General features: G+C 64.5%; 12 protein-coding genes and 1 pseudogene. 9 read left to right on the top strand and 4 right to left on the bottom strand.

Annotation, left to right across the window (positions count from 1 at the left end):
• Positions 1-150 precede the first annotated feature (150 nt).
• Positions 151-915 (top strand): enoyl-CoA hydratase, encoded by a 765-nt coding sequence (locus KZJ38_RS20755; protein WP_219798016.1) that lies wholly within the window; start codon positions 151-153, stop codon positions 913-915.
• 206 nt (positions 916-1,121) lie between these two features.
• Here KZJ38_RS20755 and fdhD read toward each other — a convergent pair whose 3' ends face one another.
• Positions 1,122-1,958 carry a formate dehydrogenase accessory sulfurtransferase FdhD gene (gene fdhD / locus KZJ38_RS20750; protein WP_219798015.1) on the bottom strand — a complete coding sequence of 279 codons (837 nt, stop codon included), beginning with the start codon at positions 1,956-1,958 and terminating at the stop codon, positions 1,122-1,124.
• A gap of 236 nt (positions 1,959-2,194) precedes the next feature.
• Between fdhD and KZJ38_RS20745 the strand changes: the two genes are divergently transcribed.
• The gene (locus KZJ38_RS20745) at positions 2,195-2,671 is read left to right on the top strand and encodes a nitrate reductase associated protein (protein WP_219798014.1); all 477 of its coding nucleotides are present in this window, start codon (positions 2,195-2,197) and stop codon (positions 2,669-2,671) included.
• Between the two features lie 196 nt (positions 2,672-2,867).
• A complete protein-coding gene (locus tag KZJ38_RS20740) occupies positions 2,868-5,993 on the top strand; it encodes a sensor domain-containing protein (RefSeq protein ID WP_219798013.1) in 3,126 nt (1,041 codons plus the stop codon).
• Between the two features lie 70 nt (positions 5,994-6,063).
• On the opposite strand, the gene KZJ38_RS20735 is transcribed toward KZJ38_RS20740, so the two are convergent.
• Positions 6,064-6,459 carry an acyl-CoA thioesterase gene (locus tag KZJ38_RS20735; RefSeq protein WP_219798012.1) on the bottom strand — a complete coding sequence of 132 codons (396 nt, stop codon included), beginning with the start codon at positions 6,457-6,459 and terminating at the stop codon, positions 6,064-6,066.
• 171 nt (positions 6,460-6,630) lie between these two features.
• Here KZJ38_RS20735 and KZJ38_RS20730 point away from each other — a divergent pair, with 171 nt between their 5' ends.
• Positions 6,631-8,547 carry an ABCB family ABC transporter ATP-binding protein/permease gene (locus tag KZJ38_RS20730; protein ID WP_219798011.1) on the top strand — a complete coding sequence of 639 codons (1,917 nt, stop codon included), beginning with the start codon at positions 6,631-6,633 and terminating at the stop codon, positions 8,545-8,547.
• Between the two features lie 127 nt (positions 8,548-8,674).
• Here the strand turns inward: KZJ38_RS20730 and murU are convergent, their stop codons facing one another.
• Both murU and KZJ38_RS20720 read right to left on the bottom strand, forming a co-directional pair.
• Complete coding sequence (gene murU / locus KZJ38_RS20725) at positions 8,675-9,430, bottom strand: N-acetylmuramate alpha-1-phosphate uridylyltransferase MurU (RefSeq protein ID WP_219798010.1); 756 nt, start codon at positions 9,428-9,430, stop codon at positions 8,675-8,677.
• A gap of 8 nt (positions 9,431-9,438) precedes the next feature.
• The gene (locus KZJ38_RS20720; protein WP_219798009.1) at positions 9,439-10,569 is read right to left on the bottom strand and encodes an aminoglycoside phosphotransferase family protein; all 1,131 of its coding nucleotides are present in this window, start codon (positions 10,567-10,569) and stop codon (positions 9,439-9,441) included.
• Positions 10,570-10,798: 229 nt separating this feature from the next.
• On the opposite strand from KZJ38_RS20720, the gene KZJ38_RS20715 reads away from it, so the two are divergent.
• The 5 genes and pseudogenes from KZJ38_RS20715 to KZJ38_RS20695 form a co-directional block, all read left to right on the top strand.
• Positions 10,799-13,168, top strand: coding sequence for an LPS-assembly protein LptD (locus KZJ38_RS20715; protein ID WP_219798008.1), 2,370 nt, complete (start codon positions 10,799-10,801; stop codon positions 13,166-13,168).
• Between the two features lie 97 nt (positions 13,169-13,265).
• Entirely contained in the window at positions 13,266-14,639 is a 1,374-nt protein-coding gene (locus tag KZJ38_RS20710; protein WP_219798007.1) for a peptidylprolyl isomerase, read from the top strand.
• Positions 14,640-14,708: 69 nt separating this feature from the next.
• A complete protein-coding gene (gene pdxA / locus KZJ38_RS20705) occupies positions 14,709-15,731 on the top strand; it encodes a 4-hydroxythreonine-4-phosphate dehydrogenase PdxA (RefSeq protein ID WP_219798006.1) in 1,023 nt (340 codons plus the stop codon).
• Positions 15,732-15,762: 31 nt separating this feature from the next.
• Entirely contained in the window at positions 15,763-16,692 is a 930-nt protein-coding gene (locus tag KZJ38_RS20700; RefSeq protein ID WP_219798005.1) for a ribosomal RNA small subunit methyltransferase A, read from the top strand.
• A gap of 774 nt (positions 16,693-17,466) precedes the next feature.
• Positions 17,467-19,038: pseudogene (locus tag KZJ38_RS20695) on the top strand (YadA family autotransporter adhesin); the annotation flags it as partial.
• Positions 19,039-19,074: the final 36 nt, after the last annotated feature.

Raw genomic sequence — 19,074 nt, 5'->3', positions numbered from 1 at the left:
GTCAGCATGGGATCAGAGTAAGCGCTAAAGCGCTAACTCTGATCGACTCGCTGTCGGTTCCAGGTAAGCGCTAAAGCGCTAACCCGGACCAACGTCAGCATGGGATCAGAGTAAGCGCTAAAGCGCTAACTCTGATCGACAGGACCAGACATGGACATTCAGATCGAACGCACCGGCGACGTAACGACCATCGCGATCAACCGCCCCGGCAGGAAGAACGCGATCACCGCCGCGATGTACCAGACGATGGCGGACGCGCTCGCCGACGCGCACTCCGACGACACCGTGCGCGCGATCCTGCTGCGCGGCAGCGCCGGCATCTTCTGCGCGGGCAACGATCTCGAAGACTTCCTGAAGACGCCGCCGGTCGGCGAAGACGCACCGGTGTTCCGCTTCCTGCGCGCGATCAGTTCGGCCGAAAAGCCGCTCGTCGCTGCCGTGGCGGGCGCGGCCGTCGGCATCGGCACGACCATGCTGCTGCACTGCGACCTCGTCTATGCGGCCGATACGGCGACGTTCGCGTTGCCGTTCACGCAGCTGGGGCTGTGTCCGGAAGCCGCGTCGTCGTTGCTGCTGCAACGCGTCGCCGGCTATCAAGCCGCCGCCGAAAAGCTGATGCTCGGCGAAGCGTTCGACGCGCACGAGGCACTGCGGATGGGTTTCGTGAACCGGCTGTTGCCGGCCGCGGAAGTTGATGCGTTCGCGCTGCAGCAGGCGCAGAAGCTTGCTGCGCTACCGCCCGCGTCGTTGCGCGTGACGAAGTCGCTGATGAAACGCGCGAGCCAGCACGAGATACAAACGCAGATGACCGACGAGGCCGTGCACTTCGCGAAGATGCTGCTCGCACCGGCGGCGCGCGAGGCGTTCAGTGCGTTCTTCGAAAAACGTAAGCCGGATTTTCGTTCGATTTCGTAGCGCGATGTAGCTGCCATGCAGCGCCATGCAGCGCGTACCAACCCGTGACCGGTTTGGCCGCGCGCCACGCCGCACGTCATCTCACCGCTCGCTCGCTGGCATAACGGTCACTGCGCGGTCACTGCGCGGTCATTGCGCAGTCACTGCGGCATCGCAAACGCACGACGTCGCCGCGCGCTCCCGCATGCCGCCACCGCGACGATCGGTCACACGGTGTCGTAGTCGACGTAACTATTCTCACGGCAAAAGCTGACCAGCCGGATCCCGGCTTCGCGCGCAATCGAAATCGCCAGCGACGACGGCGCCGAGATCGTCGCGACCATCGGCACGCCGACGCGCGCCGCCTTGCGCACCAGCTCGTAACTCGCGCGGCTCGACAGAAACACGAAGCCGTCCTTCGTATCGGCACGGTCGAGCACAAGCTGGCCGATCAGTTTATCGAGCGCGTTGTGGCGGCCGACATCTTCGAACGCATAGCGGATCGCGCCGCTCGCATCGCACCACGCGGCGGCGTGCAGCCCGCCGGTGAGTTGCGTCAACGCCTGATGTTTGGGCAGCTCGCGCGCCGCGCGCGCAATCGCGTCCGGTGCAAGGCGCTGCAAGAAGCCGGTATCGGGCACGTGCTCCGGCTGCAGATCGAGCAGATCGATGCTCTCGATCCCGCATACGCCGCAGCCGGTCCGCCCGGCTAGCGCGCGGCGCTTTTCCTTCAACGCGACGAAGGCTTGCTGCACGACCGTCAATTGCACTTCCGCATACGGCATCCGGCTGTCGGCATTGCCGTTTTCATGCAGTTCAACCTCGATGTCCTGAATGTCGGCATTGCGGTCGACAATCCCTTCGGACACCGCAAAGCCGACCGCGAACGCTTCGAGATCGCGCGGCGTGCACATCATCACAGCGTGCGAAATACCGTTGAAGACGAGCGCAACCGGCCACTCCTGGCCGACGTGATCGTCGACGGTTTCGATCGTGCCGCCGCGATGACGGCGCACCGGCTGCTCGATCGTGCCGGGTTGCCCGGCGGTTTCCAGTGGGTTCAAGCGCTGCTCCTCGTGGCCCGGGGCGGGCCTGGTGTGGCGTGGTGTGGGCCTGATCGTGGCCTGCGACTGGGCCCGCAACTGGCCAGTCGCCAATAAGGTTCTAAAATACCTCAAGCTGGCGTTGGCTGCGCGGCCCGGTATCTGTCGCGGCGCGTCACCGCGCGCTGCCACGCATCACCGCGCGCCACCAAGCGCCACCACGCGTCACTTCCGGCCCCCACTTCCGAGGATCCGCCATGGGACTGAACGAAGCGCCTCTGCTGTTTGACTTCGAAGTCGAGTCTTCGGAGAATCTGACCTTCATACCGATGTGCGTGCGCTTCAACCTCGACCGTTTCGGGCTGCGCATTTCGCTGTCGCAATGGCAGATGCTGCCGCACGAAGACCGCGCCTTGCTCGCGCGTTTTCCGGTCGAAGACGACGCCGCGATCGAGCCGAATTTCGACCACGCGCTGTTCGAAATGATGCGCACGCACGCGAACGTCGAGCCGGACTGGTTCACGCCCGAAGACGCCCCCGCCTGGCTCAATACCGGCGCGGTTCCGGACGGCGTCGTGCATCAGGCAAACGTTGCACAGCTCGCCGCGCCGAGCGCCGACCAATGGTCGCAACTCGAGCCGTTCAAGCGTTACGTGCTCGCCAAACTGTCGCGCAAGCCGGAAGGGAATCACGATTTCGTGCCCGCGATGAAGGAATTCGGCCTCGCGCGCTGAATTCGTCGCATTTTTTCTGCTTTTTTTGCTGATCCACCCTCAACCCGTTTCGAACGTTGCCGTTATCCAAGGGTTGGCGCGGAAAGGTGCCATATCATGCGTGGCGTCGGTGCTGTATCGTAGCGTCCGCCTGCACGCATGAACTGATCGATCTTGGCCGACGCGCTGCCCGCAGGACGAACGACCTTCGGAACCCATGAATTCAATTCTCTCGAAGCGGCTCCTGATCAATCTCGCGATCGTCACGGCGGCGGTCGGCGCGAACGCGTTTATCGCGTACACGCAGATTTGCGCGCAGCGCGACGTCGACGCGCGCACGATCCGCTCGACGGGCATCCGGCAAAACCTCGATGCGTATCGCACGCAGATCGAAGACAGCCTCGCGCTGCTCGGACACTATCAGACAGCCGGCGTCGCGGTGCCGGCGAACGCGGCCGGCAAGATGAGCACATCGATGGCGCGGCTCGAAGAGACGCTGCGCGCGCAGCTTGCCGACGATCCGCCGATGCTCGCGATGTTCGGCACGCTCGCTGCCGATAGCGGCGTGCTGAAGCAGAGCATCGCCGAGGCGCTGTCCCGCGCGCAGAACGATGCGCCGGGCAACGGCGAAGCCAGTTCACGCGCATGGGCCGCGACCGCGTACACGCGTCTCGGCATGGATGTCGACCGGCTCGAGTCGGGCCTTTCCGCCCTGCGTCGGCGCGAAGACATCGCGCTCGAAACCAGGCTTGCCGAATCGACGCGCGACACGCAGCGCGCGACGCTGCTGCTCGTCTTCACGATGCTGGCCGGCAGCGCCTTGCTGATCTACACGTTCGGCTCGCGCGAAACGAAGGAGCGCGAACGGCTGCGCGTCGCGCGCGCGCTGAAGCGTCACGACGAGCGGTTTCGCGGCCTGTTCGACGAGCATCCGGTGCCGATGTATATCTTCGATCGCGAGTCGCTGCGCTTTCTCGCCGTGAATGCGGCCGCGGTTCATCAGTACGGCTATTCGGAAGAAGAATTCCTCGAGATGACGATTCGCGCGATCCGCCCGTCGAGCGAGATCACACGCCTCGAAACGCACCTGCAGCGCAGCGAAGCCGCACCGCGCACGGGCCGCACGGTGGCCGGCATCTGGCGTCACCGGCGCAAGGACGGGTCGATCATCAACGCGGACATTTCGTATCACCCGCTCACATTCACGAGCCGCTCGGCGATGTTCGTGCTCGCCGCCGACGTCACCGATCAGATCAACGCGGAAGCCGAAGCGCAGCGCTCGAACCAGATGCTCGAGACGGTGATCGACAATATCCCGCAGCGCGTGTTCTGGAAGGATCGCGAGTCCCGCTATCTGGGCTGCAATATGGCGTTTGCGCGCGATGCAGGCCTCGCTTACCCGGAGCAGGTGGTCGGCAAGACCGACGACGATCTGCCGTGGCGCGATTTCGCCGACGACGTGCGCAAGCACGACGCCGAAGTGGTCGTGTCGGGTGTGCCGAAGATGAACTACGAGTTCGATATGATCGTCGACGGCGAATTCCGCACGACGATCACGAGCAAGCTGCCGTTCACCGACAGCGATGGCCGCGTGATCGGCGTGCTCGGCTCGTACACGGACATCACGCAGCGCAAGCGCGCCGATCTCGCGTTGCGGCTGCAAAGCCGCGCGCTCGATGCGAGCGTGAACGCGATTCTGATCACGGGGCCGGCCGAGGGCGGCAATGTGATCGAGTACGTGAACCCGGCGTTCAAGCGGATCACCGGCTACGACCCGGCCGAAGTGATCGGCCAGGATTGCCGGCTCCTGCAGCGCGACGACCGCGACCAGGAAGGCATCGCGGCGATCCGTCAGGCGCTCGCGGCGAACCGCGAAGTGAGCGCGGTGCTGCGCAACTATCGCAAGGACGGCGCGCTGTTCTGGAATCAGCTGTATATCGCGCCGGTGCCGAACCCCGATGGCGAAACGACGCATCACATTGGCGTGATCAACGATGTGACCGCGCTGATCCGCTATCAGGAGCAACTCGAATATCAGGCGAACTACGATGGCCTGACGCGCCTGCCGAACCGCAATCTGCTGCGCGACCGGCTGCAGCATGCGCTGGTCGTCGCGCAACGGCATCAGAACGGCGTGGCCGTCGTGTTTATCGATCTCGACGGCTTCAAGAACGTCAACGATAGCCTCGGGCATAGCGTCGGCGACCGGCTGCTGGCTGTGGTGGCCGACCGGCTCGCGCGTTGCGCGCGCGCCACCGATACCGTCGCGCGGCATGGCGGCGACGAGTTCGTCGTCGTGCTGTCCGATACGTCCGATGAGCAGTCGCTGATCGCATGGATGGAGCGCGTGCGCGCGAGCATCTCGGAGCCTGTGTGGCTCGACGGCACCGAGCTATATGTGGGCTGCAGCATGGGCGCGAGCCTTTTCCCGCAGGACGGCGAAGATGCCGAAACGCTGATGAAGAAGGCCGACCTCGCGATGTACCGTGCGAAGGACATGGGCCGTAACACGTTCCAGTTCTATCAGCCGGAGATGAATGCGAGCGCGGGCGCGCGGATGAACCTCGAGCGCCGGCTGCGCCGCGCGCTGCGCGACAACGAATTCCTGCTGCACTACCAGCCGCAGGTCGATATCAATAGCGGACAGATCGTCGGCGTCGAGGCGCTCGTGCGCTGGCGCGATCCGGAAGTCGGTCTCGTGCCGCCGTCATCGTTTATTCCGGTCGCGGAAGAAAGCGGCCTGATCGGGCCGCTGTCGGAGTGGGTGCTGCGCGAGGCGTGCCGGCAGAACAAGGCGTGGCAGGACGAAGGCTTGCCGCCCGCGCGCGTCTCGGTGAATCTGTCCGCGCGGCACTTCCAGCAGCGCAATGTCGCCAAGTTGGTCAAGCAGGTGCTCGCGGAAACCGGGCTCGCGCCGCAATACCTCGAGCTCGAACTGACCGAAAGCACGATCATGCGCAATGCCGAAGAAGCGGTGACGATGCTGAACGAACTGCACGCGCTGGGCATCGGTCTGGCGATCGACGACTTCGGCACCGGCTATTCGAGCCTCAGCTATCTGAAGCGCTTTCCGGTCGACCGGCTCAAGATCGACCGCTCGTTTGTGTCCGATATCGGCGTATCGAACGACGACGAGACGATCACGTCGGCGATCATCGCGCTCGCGCATTCGCTGAAGATGCAGGTGATCGCGGAAGGCGTCGAGACGTCCGCGCAGCTCGATTTCCTGAAGGAGCGCGCGTGCGACGAGATGCAGGGCTTCTTCTTCGCGAAGCCGCTGCCGCGCGACGCGATTCCGGGCATGCTGCAGCAGGGCGCAGGCGCGGCGCCCGTCAACGCGTAGACGTTAGTCGACGCCGCATGTGAGTCGAGCGGCGCGTTAGTCGAGCGCCGCGTAAGAGCCGAACCGCGCGTTAGTCGAGCGGCGGCAAGGCGCGCGGCCGGCGGTCGCTATCGGTGGCGACATAGGTGAGGGTCGCTTCGGTCACCTTCACCACTTCCTGCGCGATGCTCATCCGCTGCGCGTACACCTCGACCGCGACCGTCACCGACGTGTTGCCGGTCTTCACGATGTCGGCATAAAAACTGAGCAGATCGCCGACGAATACCGGCTGTTTGAACACGAACGAGTTGACCGCGACCGTCGCGACGCGTCCGTTCGCGCGCCGGCCCGCCGGAATCGAACCGGCGAGGTCGACCTGCGCCATGATCCAGCCGCCGAACACGTCGCCGTGGACGTTCGCGTCGGAGGGCTGCGGCATCACGCGCAATGCACAGGACTTCTGCGGGAGCTGGTTCAGATCGGTCATGGGGAATCCATCGGGAGCGCGAGCCGGCATCGGGAATCCACGCGCAGCGAGGCTAGCCGGCTTCTGCGACAATACAGGGATCACGAATTGTACGGGAAAGCGCACGCCCGGGTCAGGCGTGCCGTGCGAGCGGCGCGGTGGCTTCTCCGCCGCGCTTTCCCTCATAAAACGATGCGCCGTCTCGCCCCACCCCGAGAACCCGCGCCGATCTCGAACCAGCCGCGTAACGACTGGCAGACGATCGTGTCGCTACTGCCATATCTCGCCACCTACAAATGGCGCGTCGCGCTCGCGCTTAGCTGCCTGATCGGCGCGAAGGTCGCGAACCTCGGCGTGCCGATCGTGATGAAGCGCATTGTGGACGGCCTCGCGTCGGTCCAGCATCTGACCGCGCTCGGGCGCGCCGACCACGCGCCGGGCGTCGTACTGCTAAGCGGCGTGGGTCTGCTCGTGGTCGCGTATGCCGTGGTGCGGCTCTCGACGTCGCTCTTCACCGAGCTGCGCGAAATCCTCTTTTCGAAGGTCACCGAAAGCGCGGTGCGGCAGCTTGCGCTGAAGGTGTTCCGTCATCTGCATGCGCTGTCGCTGCGGTTCCATCTCGAACGGCAGACGGGCGGCATGTCGCGCGATATCGAACGCGGCACGCGCGGCATCACGCAGCTTATTTCGTACTCGCTGTACAGCATCCTGCCGACGCTCGTCGAAGTTGGGCTCGTGCTCGGCTTCTTCGTCGTGAAATACGAGGCGTACTACGCGATCGTCACGTTGATCGCGCTGGCCGCGTACATCACGTACACGGTGAAGGTGACCGAATGGCGCACGCATTTGCGACGCTCGATGAACGAACTCGATTCGCGCGCCAATTCACGCGCCATCGATTCGTTGCTGAACTTCGAAACCGTCAAGTATTTCGGCAACGAGGAATGGGAAGCGAGGCGCTACGACGAAAACCTCAAGCACTTTCGCGCCGCCGCGATCAAGTCGCAGAATTCGCTGTCCGCGCTCAATTTCGGGCAGCAGGCCATCATCGGCACCGGCCTCGTATTTATCCTGTGGCGCGCGACGCAAGGCGTGATGGCGGGGCGCCTGACGCTCGGCGACCTCGTGCTGATCAACACCTTCATGCTGCAGCTGTACATTCCGCTCAATTTTCTCGGCGTCGTGTACCGCGAGCTGAAGCAGAGCCTGACCGACATGGACCGCATGTTCACGCTGCTCGGCGCGCCGCGCGAAGTGGCCGACGCGCCGCAGGCGCCCGCGCTCGCGGTGAGCGGCGCGGAGGTGCGGTTCAGCGGCGTGAATTTCAGCTATGAGGCCGCGCGGCCGATCCTGCACGACGTGAGCTTCACGATTCCGGCCGGCACGACAACGGCCGTGGTCGGCCACAGCGGCTCGGGCAAATCGACGCTCGCACGGCTGCTATTCCGCTTCTACGATCTCGACCGTGCAGCGGGCGGTTCGATCACAATCGACGGGCAGGATATTCGCGACGTCACGCAGGATTCGTTGCGCGCGGCGATCGGCATCGTGCCGCAGGATACGGTGCTGTTCAACGATACGATCTACTACAACATCGCGTACGGCCGGCCTGAGGCGAGCCGCGACGAAGTGATCGCGGCCGCGCGTGCCGCGCATATCCACGATTTCATCGACAGCCTGCCGCGCGGCTACGACACGCCGGTCGGCGAACGCGGACTCAAGCTGTCGGGCGGCGAGAAGCAGCGCGTCGCGATCGCGCGCACGCTGCTGAAGAACCCGCCGATCCTGCTGTTCGACGAAGCAACGTCCGCGCTCGATTCGCGCTCCGAGCGCGCGATCCAGCACGAACTCGACCAGATCGCGCGCGAGCGCACCACGCTGATCATCGCGCACCGGCTGTCTACCGTCGTGCACGCGCAGCAGATTATCGTGATGGACCGCGGACGCATCGTCGAACGCGGTACGTATTCGGAACTGATCCGGATGGGCGGCCTCTTTGCGCAGATGTGGGCGCTGCAGCAGCAACGCGCGGAACAGACGCAAGCGGTGGAGGGCGAAGAGGGCGCGGAGGCCGGCGAGCACGTGAGCGAGGTTCGCGTCGCGCGGTGATGGAGCTTACGCGCGAAAGCGGCAAGCTGGAGATCGCAATGTAGCGGCTGGCGCGCAGCGACTTGATGGGCGACGCTACTACCGCCCAAGGTTCGTGCCGCAACTTATCCCACGCCCGCTTGTCCGCTTAGGCAGTCTGGCTCGCGCCGCCGGCACTTGCTGCCCGCAACGCCGTATCGAGCGCCTGCAACTGCGCGGGCGTGCCGACATTCTCCCAGCGCCCTTCATACAACTCGCCGCTTGCGCGGCCTTGCGCAATGGTCTCGCGATAGTAGGGCGTCAGCGCGCGCCGCGTGCCGCGCGGCAGATCGTGAAACATGCGTGTGTCGTACAGCGCGATGCTGCCGAACGTGAAGCGCGGCGCGCCATCGAGCGACAGCGCGCCATCGCGCAGCACGAAATCGCCGTTCGGATGAAACGCCGGGTTCGGCACCATCACGAGATGCATGCCGGGCTGGGGCTGCTTCGCGAGACGCGCGGCATGCGTGTGCAGCATCGCGTAGTCGAAGTCCGCATAGACGTCGCCAGCCACGCCGACAAAAATTTCCGCGCGGCCCGCCTGTTCGAGCAAGGGCAGCGCCTGCGCGATGCCGCCGGCCGTTTCGAGCGCCTCGCCTTCGGCCGAATAACGCAGTTGCACGCCCCAGCGCGAGCCGTCGCCGAGTGCGGCCTCGATGCGCTCGCCGAGCCACGCATGATTGATCACGATCGTGCGCAGGCCCGCGACCGCAAGCCGTTCGATCTGCCAGACGATCAGCGGTTTGCCGCCCGCTTCGAGCAGAGGCTTCGGGCAGGTGTCCGTCAACGGACGCATGCGCTCGCCGCGGCCCGCCGCGAAGATCATCGCCGTCGTCAAGGTCGGGTCGGTGGCCGGTGTGGTCATCGCTCGGGTCAGAATGTGTAGCCGACTTCGTTCGCGTGGCCTTCGAGGTCGTCGAGCAGCCTGGCGAACGGCGCGAGCGGCGCATAGCGCTGCGAGACCTTGCGCGCGTAGTCGATAAAGCGCGGCAGGTCTTTCATGTAGTGCGGCTTGCTGTCGCGATAGTTGATGCGGCAGAAGAGGCCCATCACCTTGATATGCCGCTGCAGGCCCATCCATTCGAGTTGCCGGTAGAACTCGCCGAAGTCGGCATCGACGGGCAGGCCCGCTTTCTTTGCGTGTTCCCAGTAGTACGCGAAACAGTCGAGCTCGAAGGCCTCGTCCCAGCTCAGGAACGCGTCACGCAACAACGACGCGATGTCATAGGTGATCGGCCCGTACACCGCATCCTGAAAGTCGAGCACGCCGGGGTTCGGGCTCGCGATCATCAGGTTGCGCGGCATGAAATCGCGCAGCATGTACACATGCGGCTGCGCACTGGCGCTCGCGACGAGCAGCGCAAACGTGCGATCGAGCACGCCGCGCGTGGCCTCGTCGACTTCGCGGCCCAGATGGCGCGTGATGAACCATTCGGGCATCAGCTCCATTTCGCGGCGCATGAAGGCTTCGTCGAACGGCGGCAGTTCGCCTTCCCGCGAACTGAGCTGCCAGCGGATCAGCGCGTCGATCGCGTCGCGCATGAGCTGGCGCGCGTTGCCTTCGTTGAGCGCCGTTAGATACGGTTCGCTGCCGAGATCGGTGACGAGCATGAAACCGGCGTCGAAATCCACTTCAAGCACGCGCGGCACGTGCACGCCGGCCGCTTCGAGCAGCCGCGCGACCTGCACGAACTCGCGGCATTTCTCGGGCGGCGGGGCGTCGACGGCGATCAACGTCGTCGCGGCAGCGGACGAACTGGCCGCGGACGGCGTGCCCGTGGAGTCCGGCGCGGCAGCAGCGCCGGCGCCCGACGCATTCGCGACCGCGCTCGCACCCAGCCGGAAATAGCGGCGAAAGCTGGCGTCGGCCGAAGCGGGCGCGAGCGTGGCGAGATCGAGACCGTAGCGGTCGGCGTGGCTGCGAAGCCAGGCGGTCAGCAGCGCGAGTCGGGCGGAGTGGGTGTGGGCGGTGGAAGCGGATGCGGGAGCGGAGCTCGGCGTCATGAAAATCGGGGCTGAAAACGGGATAGAGAACGTCTTGCCATATAATACCCCACGACTTTTTTGACGCGGCTCGCGCCAGCCTTCGCATAACTCGTTTGACCGCCCGCCTCACCGCTGGAATAGATCGAACAATTTGCGCAACGCACTCCACCGGTCGCCGGGGTCGCTTGTGCAGGCGGTAACTGTGACTGCATGAGCTGATGGTGGGGCCGATTCGCCAAACGAATACATGCCGCCTAGAAAGCTTTTCCCTTACCCATCTTCTTGCGACGGCTTGCCGCGCACAAGGCGGCTCGTCGCGGCACTCATTGCCGTGCCCGGCCTCTTTCCTGCGCTCTCGCACGCCCAGCTTGTGGGTGAAGCGGCGCAGGCGCAGCCGCTCGACAACTCGCCGTGGGATCTGCGGCTGGCCCCGCAACTCGAAGACCATACTGTGCCGACCGGCGAGCGCGCCGCGACCTTCGTGCTCGGCGATGCGACCACCGGCACTGCCGATCGCGACATGGCGGCGAAAGGTTCGGCCGAAGTGCGTCAGGCCACCTCGGTCATCAAGGGCGACGCGCTGCACTACGATCAGGATACCGACATGGCCGATGCGTACGGCCATGTGCGCGTCTTCGGCAGCGGCGCGCTGTTCGTCGGCCCCGAGGCGCACCTGAAAGTCGAGTCGAATGAAGGTTTCATGACCGCGCCGAAGTATCACTTCACGGCGACGGGCGGTTCGGGCAGCGCGGAACGCGTCGATCTGCTCGACAACGAGCGCTCGGTGTTTTCGAACGCAACGTACACAGCGTGCGCGTGCGAAAACGATCCTGCGTGGTACATCAAAGGCACTGAATTCGATTTCGACACCGGTGCCGAAGAAGGCGTCGCGCACAACGGCGTGCTGTTCTTCCAGGGCGTGCCGATTTTCGCGAGCCCGTGGATGTCGTTCCCGCTGACGGGCGATCGCCGCAGCGGTTTGCTGCCGCCGACCTTCTCGGTGAGTTCGAACAACGGCTTCGAACTGTCGCTGCCGTACTACTTCAACATCGCGCCGAACCGCGATCTGACGATCACGCCGCGGATCATCTCGCGGCGCGGCGTGCTGACGGACGTCAACTACCGCTACCTGTCGCCGACGTATAGCGGGTCGATCACGGGCCAGTTCCTGCCCGACGACGCGATCACGAAGACGAACCGCTACGCGATTTACATCCAGCACAACCAGAACTTCGGCGGCGGGTTCGGCGGCTACGTCTACTACAACAAGGTATCGGACAACACGTATCCGGAGGATCTGGCGTCGTCGACGAACCAGTTCCTCAACGGTACGCAGCTGCTGTATCAGCAGGAAGCCGGCCTGACGTACAACAGCGGTCCGTGGTCCGTGCTCGCGCGCGAACAGCACTGGCAGACGCTGCAAGGCTCGACGCCGCCGTACGGCCGCGAGCCGGAGTTGCGGGTCAACTACGCGAAGTACGACGTCAACGGCTTCGACTACGGAGCGACGGCCGACTACTCGCGCTTCCGCATCACTGCGGACAACATGACCGAAGGCGACCGCGTCGTCTTCGATCCGTACCTCGCGTACTCGGTGGTCGGGCCCGGCTACTTCGTCACGCCGAAGGTGCAGTGGCACTTCGCGTCGTACAACCTGAGCAACCTCGGCACGAATTCGGTCGCGGGGCAGCCGAAGAACTTCACCGAATCGATTCCGACGTTTTCGTTCGATACGGGCCTGATCTTCGACCGGTCGGTGCGCATCTTCGGCACGGACTATATCCAGACGCTCGAGCCGCGGCTGTACTACGTGTACACGCCGTTCCGCAATCAGAACGACGCGCCGCTCTTCGATACCGCCGATTCGGACTTCGGCCTCGCCGAGATCTTCCAGCCGAACACGTTCGTCGGCGACGACCGCATCTCCGATGCGAACCGCGTGACCGCGGCGTTGACGACGCGCTTCATCAACGCGGCGACCGGTGACGAACGCGCGCGTTTCGTGATCGCGCAGCAGTACTACTTCACGGACCAGCGCGTTACGCTTCTGCCGGGTCAGGCGGAATCGACGGCACGCCATTCGGACCTGATCGCGGGGGCGTCGTTCAAGCTCGGCTATGGTTTCGCGCAGGAAACGGCGTTCCAATATAATGCCGACAACAATCAGCTGGTGAAATCGAGCATCGGCTTCGGGTTCAGTCCCGAAACGGGCAAGGTGATCAACCTCGGCTACCGTTACACGCGCGCCAACACGACGCTCGAAAACCAGCCGATCAACCAGATCCTGATCTCGGGGCAATGGCCGCTGTCGCACCGCGTGTTCGCGGTGGGCCGCGTCAATTACGACCTGCAAGGCCACCGGCTCGTCGATGGCCTCATCGGCATGCAGTACGACGCCGATTGCTGGACGCTCGGCGTCGGTGTGCAGAAGTACGCGAACGGGGTCAACACGCAGGGCCTGGCAACGTCGGCGACGCGTTTCCTCGCGCAGTTGACGTTGAAGGGCCTGTCGAGCGTCGACAACGGCCTTGTGTCCGCGTTCCGTACGAGCGTCGCTGGCTATACGCCGCCGCCGCCGCCACCGCCGCCCGAGTCGCGCTTCAACAATTTTGAATGACCGGTTTTGCGGGCTTATAAAATACGAGGATACGGGCGGTAATGTCATGGGCGGATAATGCCCGCGGCACCAAAGCCCGACATCATTTGGAGTATCTGTGGGAATCATGAAAAAGCTTCGTTCGGCATCGTTCGCGACCGGGTTCGCGGCTGCCGCGTTCCTGATGCTGGCGGGCCCCGCGCACGCGCAGGCGCTCGATAACGGCAGCGGCCAGACGGTCGATACGATTGCTGCCGTGGTCAACAATGGCGTGATTACGCAACGCGAACTCGATGAGCGCATGGGTCTCATCACGCGGCGTCTGAACCAGCAGCACGCGCCGGTTCCGCCCGTGGATCAGCTGCGCCAGCAGGTGCTGAACCAGATGGTGCTCGAACGCATCCAGCTGCAGAAGGCGCGCGAGGACAACATCACCGTCGACGACGCCACCGTGCAGCGCACGCTCGAGCGTCTCGCGCAGGCGAACAACATGACGCTCGCGGTGTACCGCTCGCGCATCGAGGCCGAAGGCGTGCCCTGGACGACGTTCAGCGGCGACGCGAAAACCGAGCTGATTCTGCAGCGTCTGCGCGAAAAGGAAGTGGACAGCAAGGTCACGGTATCCGACGCCGAGGTCGCGAACTACATCGCGAGCCAGCGCGGACCGAGCGCGGGCAGCACGAGCGACCTGCGTTTCGAGCATATCTTCCTGAAGGCGCCGCTCAATGCGCCGCAAACCGATATCGAAGCCGCGCAGAAGAAAGCTGACGATCTGCTGAAGCAGGCCATGAGCGGCAGCGGCAATGATTTCGAAAAGCTTGCAAAGTCGAACTCGCAGGCAACCGACGCGAGCAAGGGCGGCGACATGGGCTTCCTGCCGCCGGCCAAGCTGCCGCCGGAATTCGTCACGGCGGCCTCGACGCTGCGTGCGGGTCAGGTGAATCCGTCGGTCATTCGCACGAACGATGGCTTCGAAATCGTGCGGCTGGTCGACCGCCGCTCGGGCGGGCAGACGGTGACCGGCGATTCGGCGCGGCTCGTGCAAACGCACGTGCTCCATATTCTGCTGCGCGTCGGCGACGGGCAGTCAGAGCCGCAGGCACGCGAGAAGCTGCTCGAGATCAAGAAGGAAATCCAGGACGGCGGCGACTTCAGCAAGTTCGCGCGTACCTATTCGCAGGACGGTTCGGCGTCGCAAGGCGGCGATCTTGGCTGGGTGAGCCCGGGCGAGACGGTGCCTGAATTCGAGCGCGCGATGAACAGCCTGAAGGACGGCCAGATCAGCGATCCGGTGCGTACTGAATACGGTTACCACCTTATCGAGGTGCTCGGCCGCCGTGAAGCGGAAGGCTCGGTCGCGCAGCAGATGGATCTTGCGCGCCAGGCAATCGGCCAGCGCAAGGCGGAGCAGGCTTACGCCGACTGGCTGCGCGAACTGCGCGACACGGCGTATGTCGACTACAAGACTGCGCCCGGCAGCTCGGTGCAGTAAGTCGTCGCAGTAACACGATGAAGTAGCCCGAAGTAGCCCAATGAAGTCACTCGTGCAATCACGGAAGTTATGACGACCGACACCTCGCCTGCTGTTTTTTCTTCTCCGCGTTCCGGGTCGCTGAATATCGCGATCACGACCGGCGAACCGGCAGGCGTGGGTCCCGAATTGACCGCGCAGGCGCTGGCGGCAGCCGGCGCGCACTGGCCCGACGCGCACTTCACCGTGCTCGGCGACGCGGCGCTGCTCGCCGAGCGCGCGCAGGCGGTCGGCGTCGACTGGAACGCGTTGCAGGGGCGGCGCATCGAGGTGTTGCATCATGCGCTTGGCGCGCCGGCGCAGGTCGGCAAGCTTGACGCGGCGAATGGGCGCTATGTGCTCGCGCTGCTCGATACCGCGATTGACGGCGCGGTGGCCGGCACATTCGATGCGATCGTTACCGCGCCGCTGCAAAAGAGCACGATCAACGATGCCGGTGTGCCGTTCACCGGCCACACCGAATATCTGGCCGAACGCACGCATACGCCGCACGTCGTGATGATGCTCGCGGGCACAGGCCAGCGTCCGCTGCGCGTGGCGCTCGCGACGACGCATCTGCCGTTGAAGGATGTCGCAGCGGCGCTCACCATCGACGGCATCGTCGATACGCTGCGTATCATCAGTCACGACTTGCGTCATCATTTTGGCCTGCCCGCGCCGCGCATTCTCGTCACCGGGCTTAATCCGCATGCGGGCGAGAACGGCTATCTGGGCCGCGAGGAAATCGACGTGATTACGCCGGCGCTCGAGCGGGCGAACGCGCAGGGCATCGATGCACGCGGTCCGTATCCGGCCGATACGCTGTTTCAGCCGCGCTATCTGACCGAAGCCGACTGCGTGCTCGCGATGTTTCACGATCAGGGCCTGCCTGTTCTGAAGTACGCGACGTTCGGCGAGGGCATCAATGTGACGCTCGGTCTGCCGATCATTCGCACGTCGGTCGATCATGGCACCGCGCTCGATCTGGCCGGCACCGGCCGCGCCGATGCGGGCAGTCTGATCGCCGCGATCGATACCGCGGTGTCGATGGCGCGCCATCGGCGCGGCGCCTGATTTCCGGCCGCACTTTTCTATTCCGAATTCGATGTCATCGACGAGACTGCATCCCAGCCGGCAACACCAGGGCCATTTCGCGCGCAAGCGGTTCGGGCAAAACTTCCTCGTCGATCTCGGCATCATCGATTCGATCGTCGACCTGATTCGCCCGCAACGCGGCGAGCGCATGGTCGAAATCGGGCCGGGCCTCGGCGCCTTGACCGAGCCGCTGATCGAACGGCTCGCGACGCCCGGATCGCCGTTGCATGCGGTCGAGCTCGACCGCGATCTGATCGCGCGGCTCAAGGAGAAATTCGGCGAGCGTCTGCAGTTGCATGAGGGCGATGCGCTTGCTTTTGATTTCAGCACGCTGGCAGGGCTTGATACGTCGACAGATACGTCGACCGATACGTCGACCGGTACGTCGACCGGTACATCAGCCGATGCAGCCGGCGATGCGACTGGCAATGTGCCGGCGCGCAAGCCGTCGCTGCGCATTGTCGGCAATCTGCCGTACAACATATCGAGCCCGCTGCTGTTCCATCTCACGAGCTTCGCACGCGATGTGATCGACCAGCACTTCATGCTGCAGGACGAAGTAGTCGAGCGGATGGTGGCGGAGCCGGGCAGCAAGGCCTTCGGCCGTCTGTCGGTGATGCTGCAGTACCGGTACGTGATCGACAAGCTGCTCGATGTGCCGCCCGAGTCCTTCCAGCCGCCGCCGAAAGTCAATTCGGCGATCGTGCGGATGATCCCCTACGCACCGCACGAACTGCCCGCCGTCGACGAAACGACGCTCGGCGAAGTCGTGACGGCCGCGTTCTCTCAACGACGCAAGATGCTGCGCAATACGCTGTCGGCGTATCGCGACGCAGTCGATTTCGATGCGCTCGGCTTCGATCTCGCGCGGCGCGCCGAAGACGTGCCGGTCGACGAGTATGTGCGCGTCGCTCAAACGATATCGGGTTCGCGCGCTTAGGCGAAATCGCCTGGTTGTTCATCTTTCTATCCTGTTCGCGCCGCATCCACGCCGCCTCGACGCGGCCTCATTAACTAAGTCGGGTTCGAGGTTTTTCGGACTGGTCCTATAAGGACGGGTGTCTGCACGTTTCTATACTTCAGCGCATTCGTTCCATTTAGTTAGGATTAGAAAATGAAGAAGAACCGTCAGATCGTCCGACATGCCGTGACGCCCATTCGCATTGCCGTGTGCGAAAACTTCGACAGCCGGCTGTGTCGGCCGACGAGGCGAGCGAGGTTCGCGACCGGCCTCGCTGCGATTGCGTTGGGAACCGCTGGCCTGACTGCTGCGGGACCTTCATTCGCCAGCGCGATCACGATCAACGATACCGACAAGTCGACGGGGCAAAACTGCACGACGACGAATGCCGGCAGCGGAACATGGTCGGTCGTCGGCGGTTGTTTTGCCAATGCCGGCGTGAAGGACGCTCCGCACAATCTGGCGGAGACCGTGGTCGGCGCGTACGGTTATGTGCCCGCCAACGTCAGCTTCGCGAGCGGCTTCGGCTTCAGCACCCAGACGTACGCGTATTTCGGCAGCGCCGTCGGCACGGCTGCCTATGTGGCGAGCGGCGCGCGGAACAGCGTCGCGCTCGGCACCGGTTCGGTCGCGACGGAGGCCGACACGGTGTCGGTCGGCCGGGTCGGCGACAATCCGCTCAAAGGCACTTACAGCGACGGTGGTGATGGCAATTCATCCGATACCGCGCTGTTGAACCAGAATCTGACCGGCACGCTGACACGTCGGCTCACCAACATGTCGGCAGGCGTCAACAATACCGACGCGGTCAACGTCGGTCAGCTGAAGGCGGCCGGTCTGAACGTCGATACGTCCGGAAACCCGACCAACGCATTCGTTGCCTACGACGATCTCACGCGCGGCAAGGCGACGCTCGCGGGCGGCACGGCAGGCACGACGATCACGAATGTGAAGCCGGGGGCGGTCAACCCGGCCAGCAAGGACGCGATCAACGGCGCGCAGCTTTACGGTTCGGCGAGCAGTGTCGCGGCCGCGCTCGGCGGCGGCTCGGTTGTGCTTGCGGACGGCAGTGTCACGATGCCGCGGTACACAGTCGGCGGCGATACCGTCATCGGCGTCAACGGCGCGGTCGATGCGCTCGACCAGCGGATCACGGACGCGTCGGGGAAGCTCAAATACATCAAGTTTGGCGACACGACCGCTCTGGATGCGAACGCGTCGGGAACCAATTCGGTCGCGATCGGCGGGTTCGCGCAGGCGACCGGCGACAATGCCCTGGCGATTGGCGCAAACGCGCGTGCAACAGGCATCAATGCGATCGCGATCGGCGCTGGATCGTCGACGAACCAGGCCAACACCTTCGCAGTGGGCTCGAATACCTCGAAGCGCCGGATCGTCAACGTGGCAGACGGCGTGAATTTCAGCGATGCGGTGACGCTCGGCCAGATGAACGCGGCGATTACTGCCGCGCTGCCAGGCGGGAGCAGCGCGGGTGCCAACGATGGACTGCTGCGTGGCGCGGCGCTGAGGGCCGGCGTCAATGTCGCGGCGCAACTCGACACCGCGGATATCATCGCTTACGACAGTTCGGCCCATGACCGTGTCACGCTTGGCGGTGCCGGCGCAGCGACGCGCGTCTCGCTGTCGAATCTGCAGGATGCCGAACTGAGCGCCACGAGCACCGACGCCGTCACCGGCGCACAGTTGTACGCGACGAACGAACAACTCGGTTTGCTTGGCCAGGCCGTGCAGAACTACCACGCAAACGGATCGACTGCGATTGCGTCGAGCACCGTCAGCGGACCGGCTGCCGCGAGCGGCTCGAACTCGATTGCGGCGGGCGGTGGGGCGAGCGCGAGCGGCAACGATTCGACTGCCCTGGGCGACCGCGCACAGGCGTCCGGCACCGCATCGGTGGCGCTCGGCTCGCAGGCGAATGCGGCGGCGAACAACTCGGTCGCGCTCGGCGCGAATGCAGTCGCGAACCGCGACAACACGGTATCGGTCGGCGCGGCAGGCGCCGAACGGCAGATCGTCAACGTCGCGGCGGGCGTGCAAGGTACCGACGCGGTGAACGTCAATCAACTGAACGCCGCGGTCGCGAACACGAACCAGCAGATTTCCGGTTTGCAAGGGCAGATCAACAACGTTGCGAAAGGTGCAAACGCGGGCACCGCGGCCGCGATGGCGGTCGCCGGTCTGCCGCAGCCGACGCAGGCCGGCAAGACGATGGTCGCCGTGGCCGGCGCGCGCTACGGCGGCCAGTCGGGCGCCGCATTCGGCGCGTCGTATGTGACGCAAAACAACAAGTTCGTCGTGAAGCTGTCCGGCAATACGAGCACCAACGGCAATGTCGGTGTG

It is taken from the genome of Paraburkholderia edwinii (assembly GCF_019428685.1).
Taxonomy (GTDB): Bacteria; Pseudomonadota; Gammaproteobacteria; order Burkholderiales; family Burkholderiaceae; genus Paraburkholderia; species Paraburkholderia edwinii.
The sequence above is the reverse complement of the archived record's forward strand: the minus strand, read 5'-3'. Positions and strand labels throughout refer to the sequence as shown.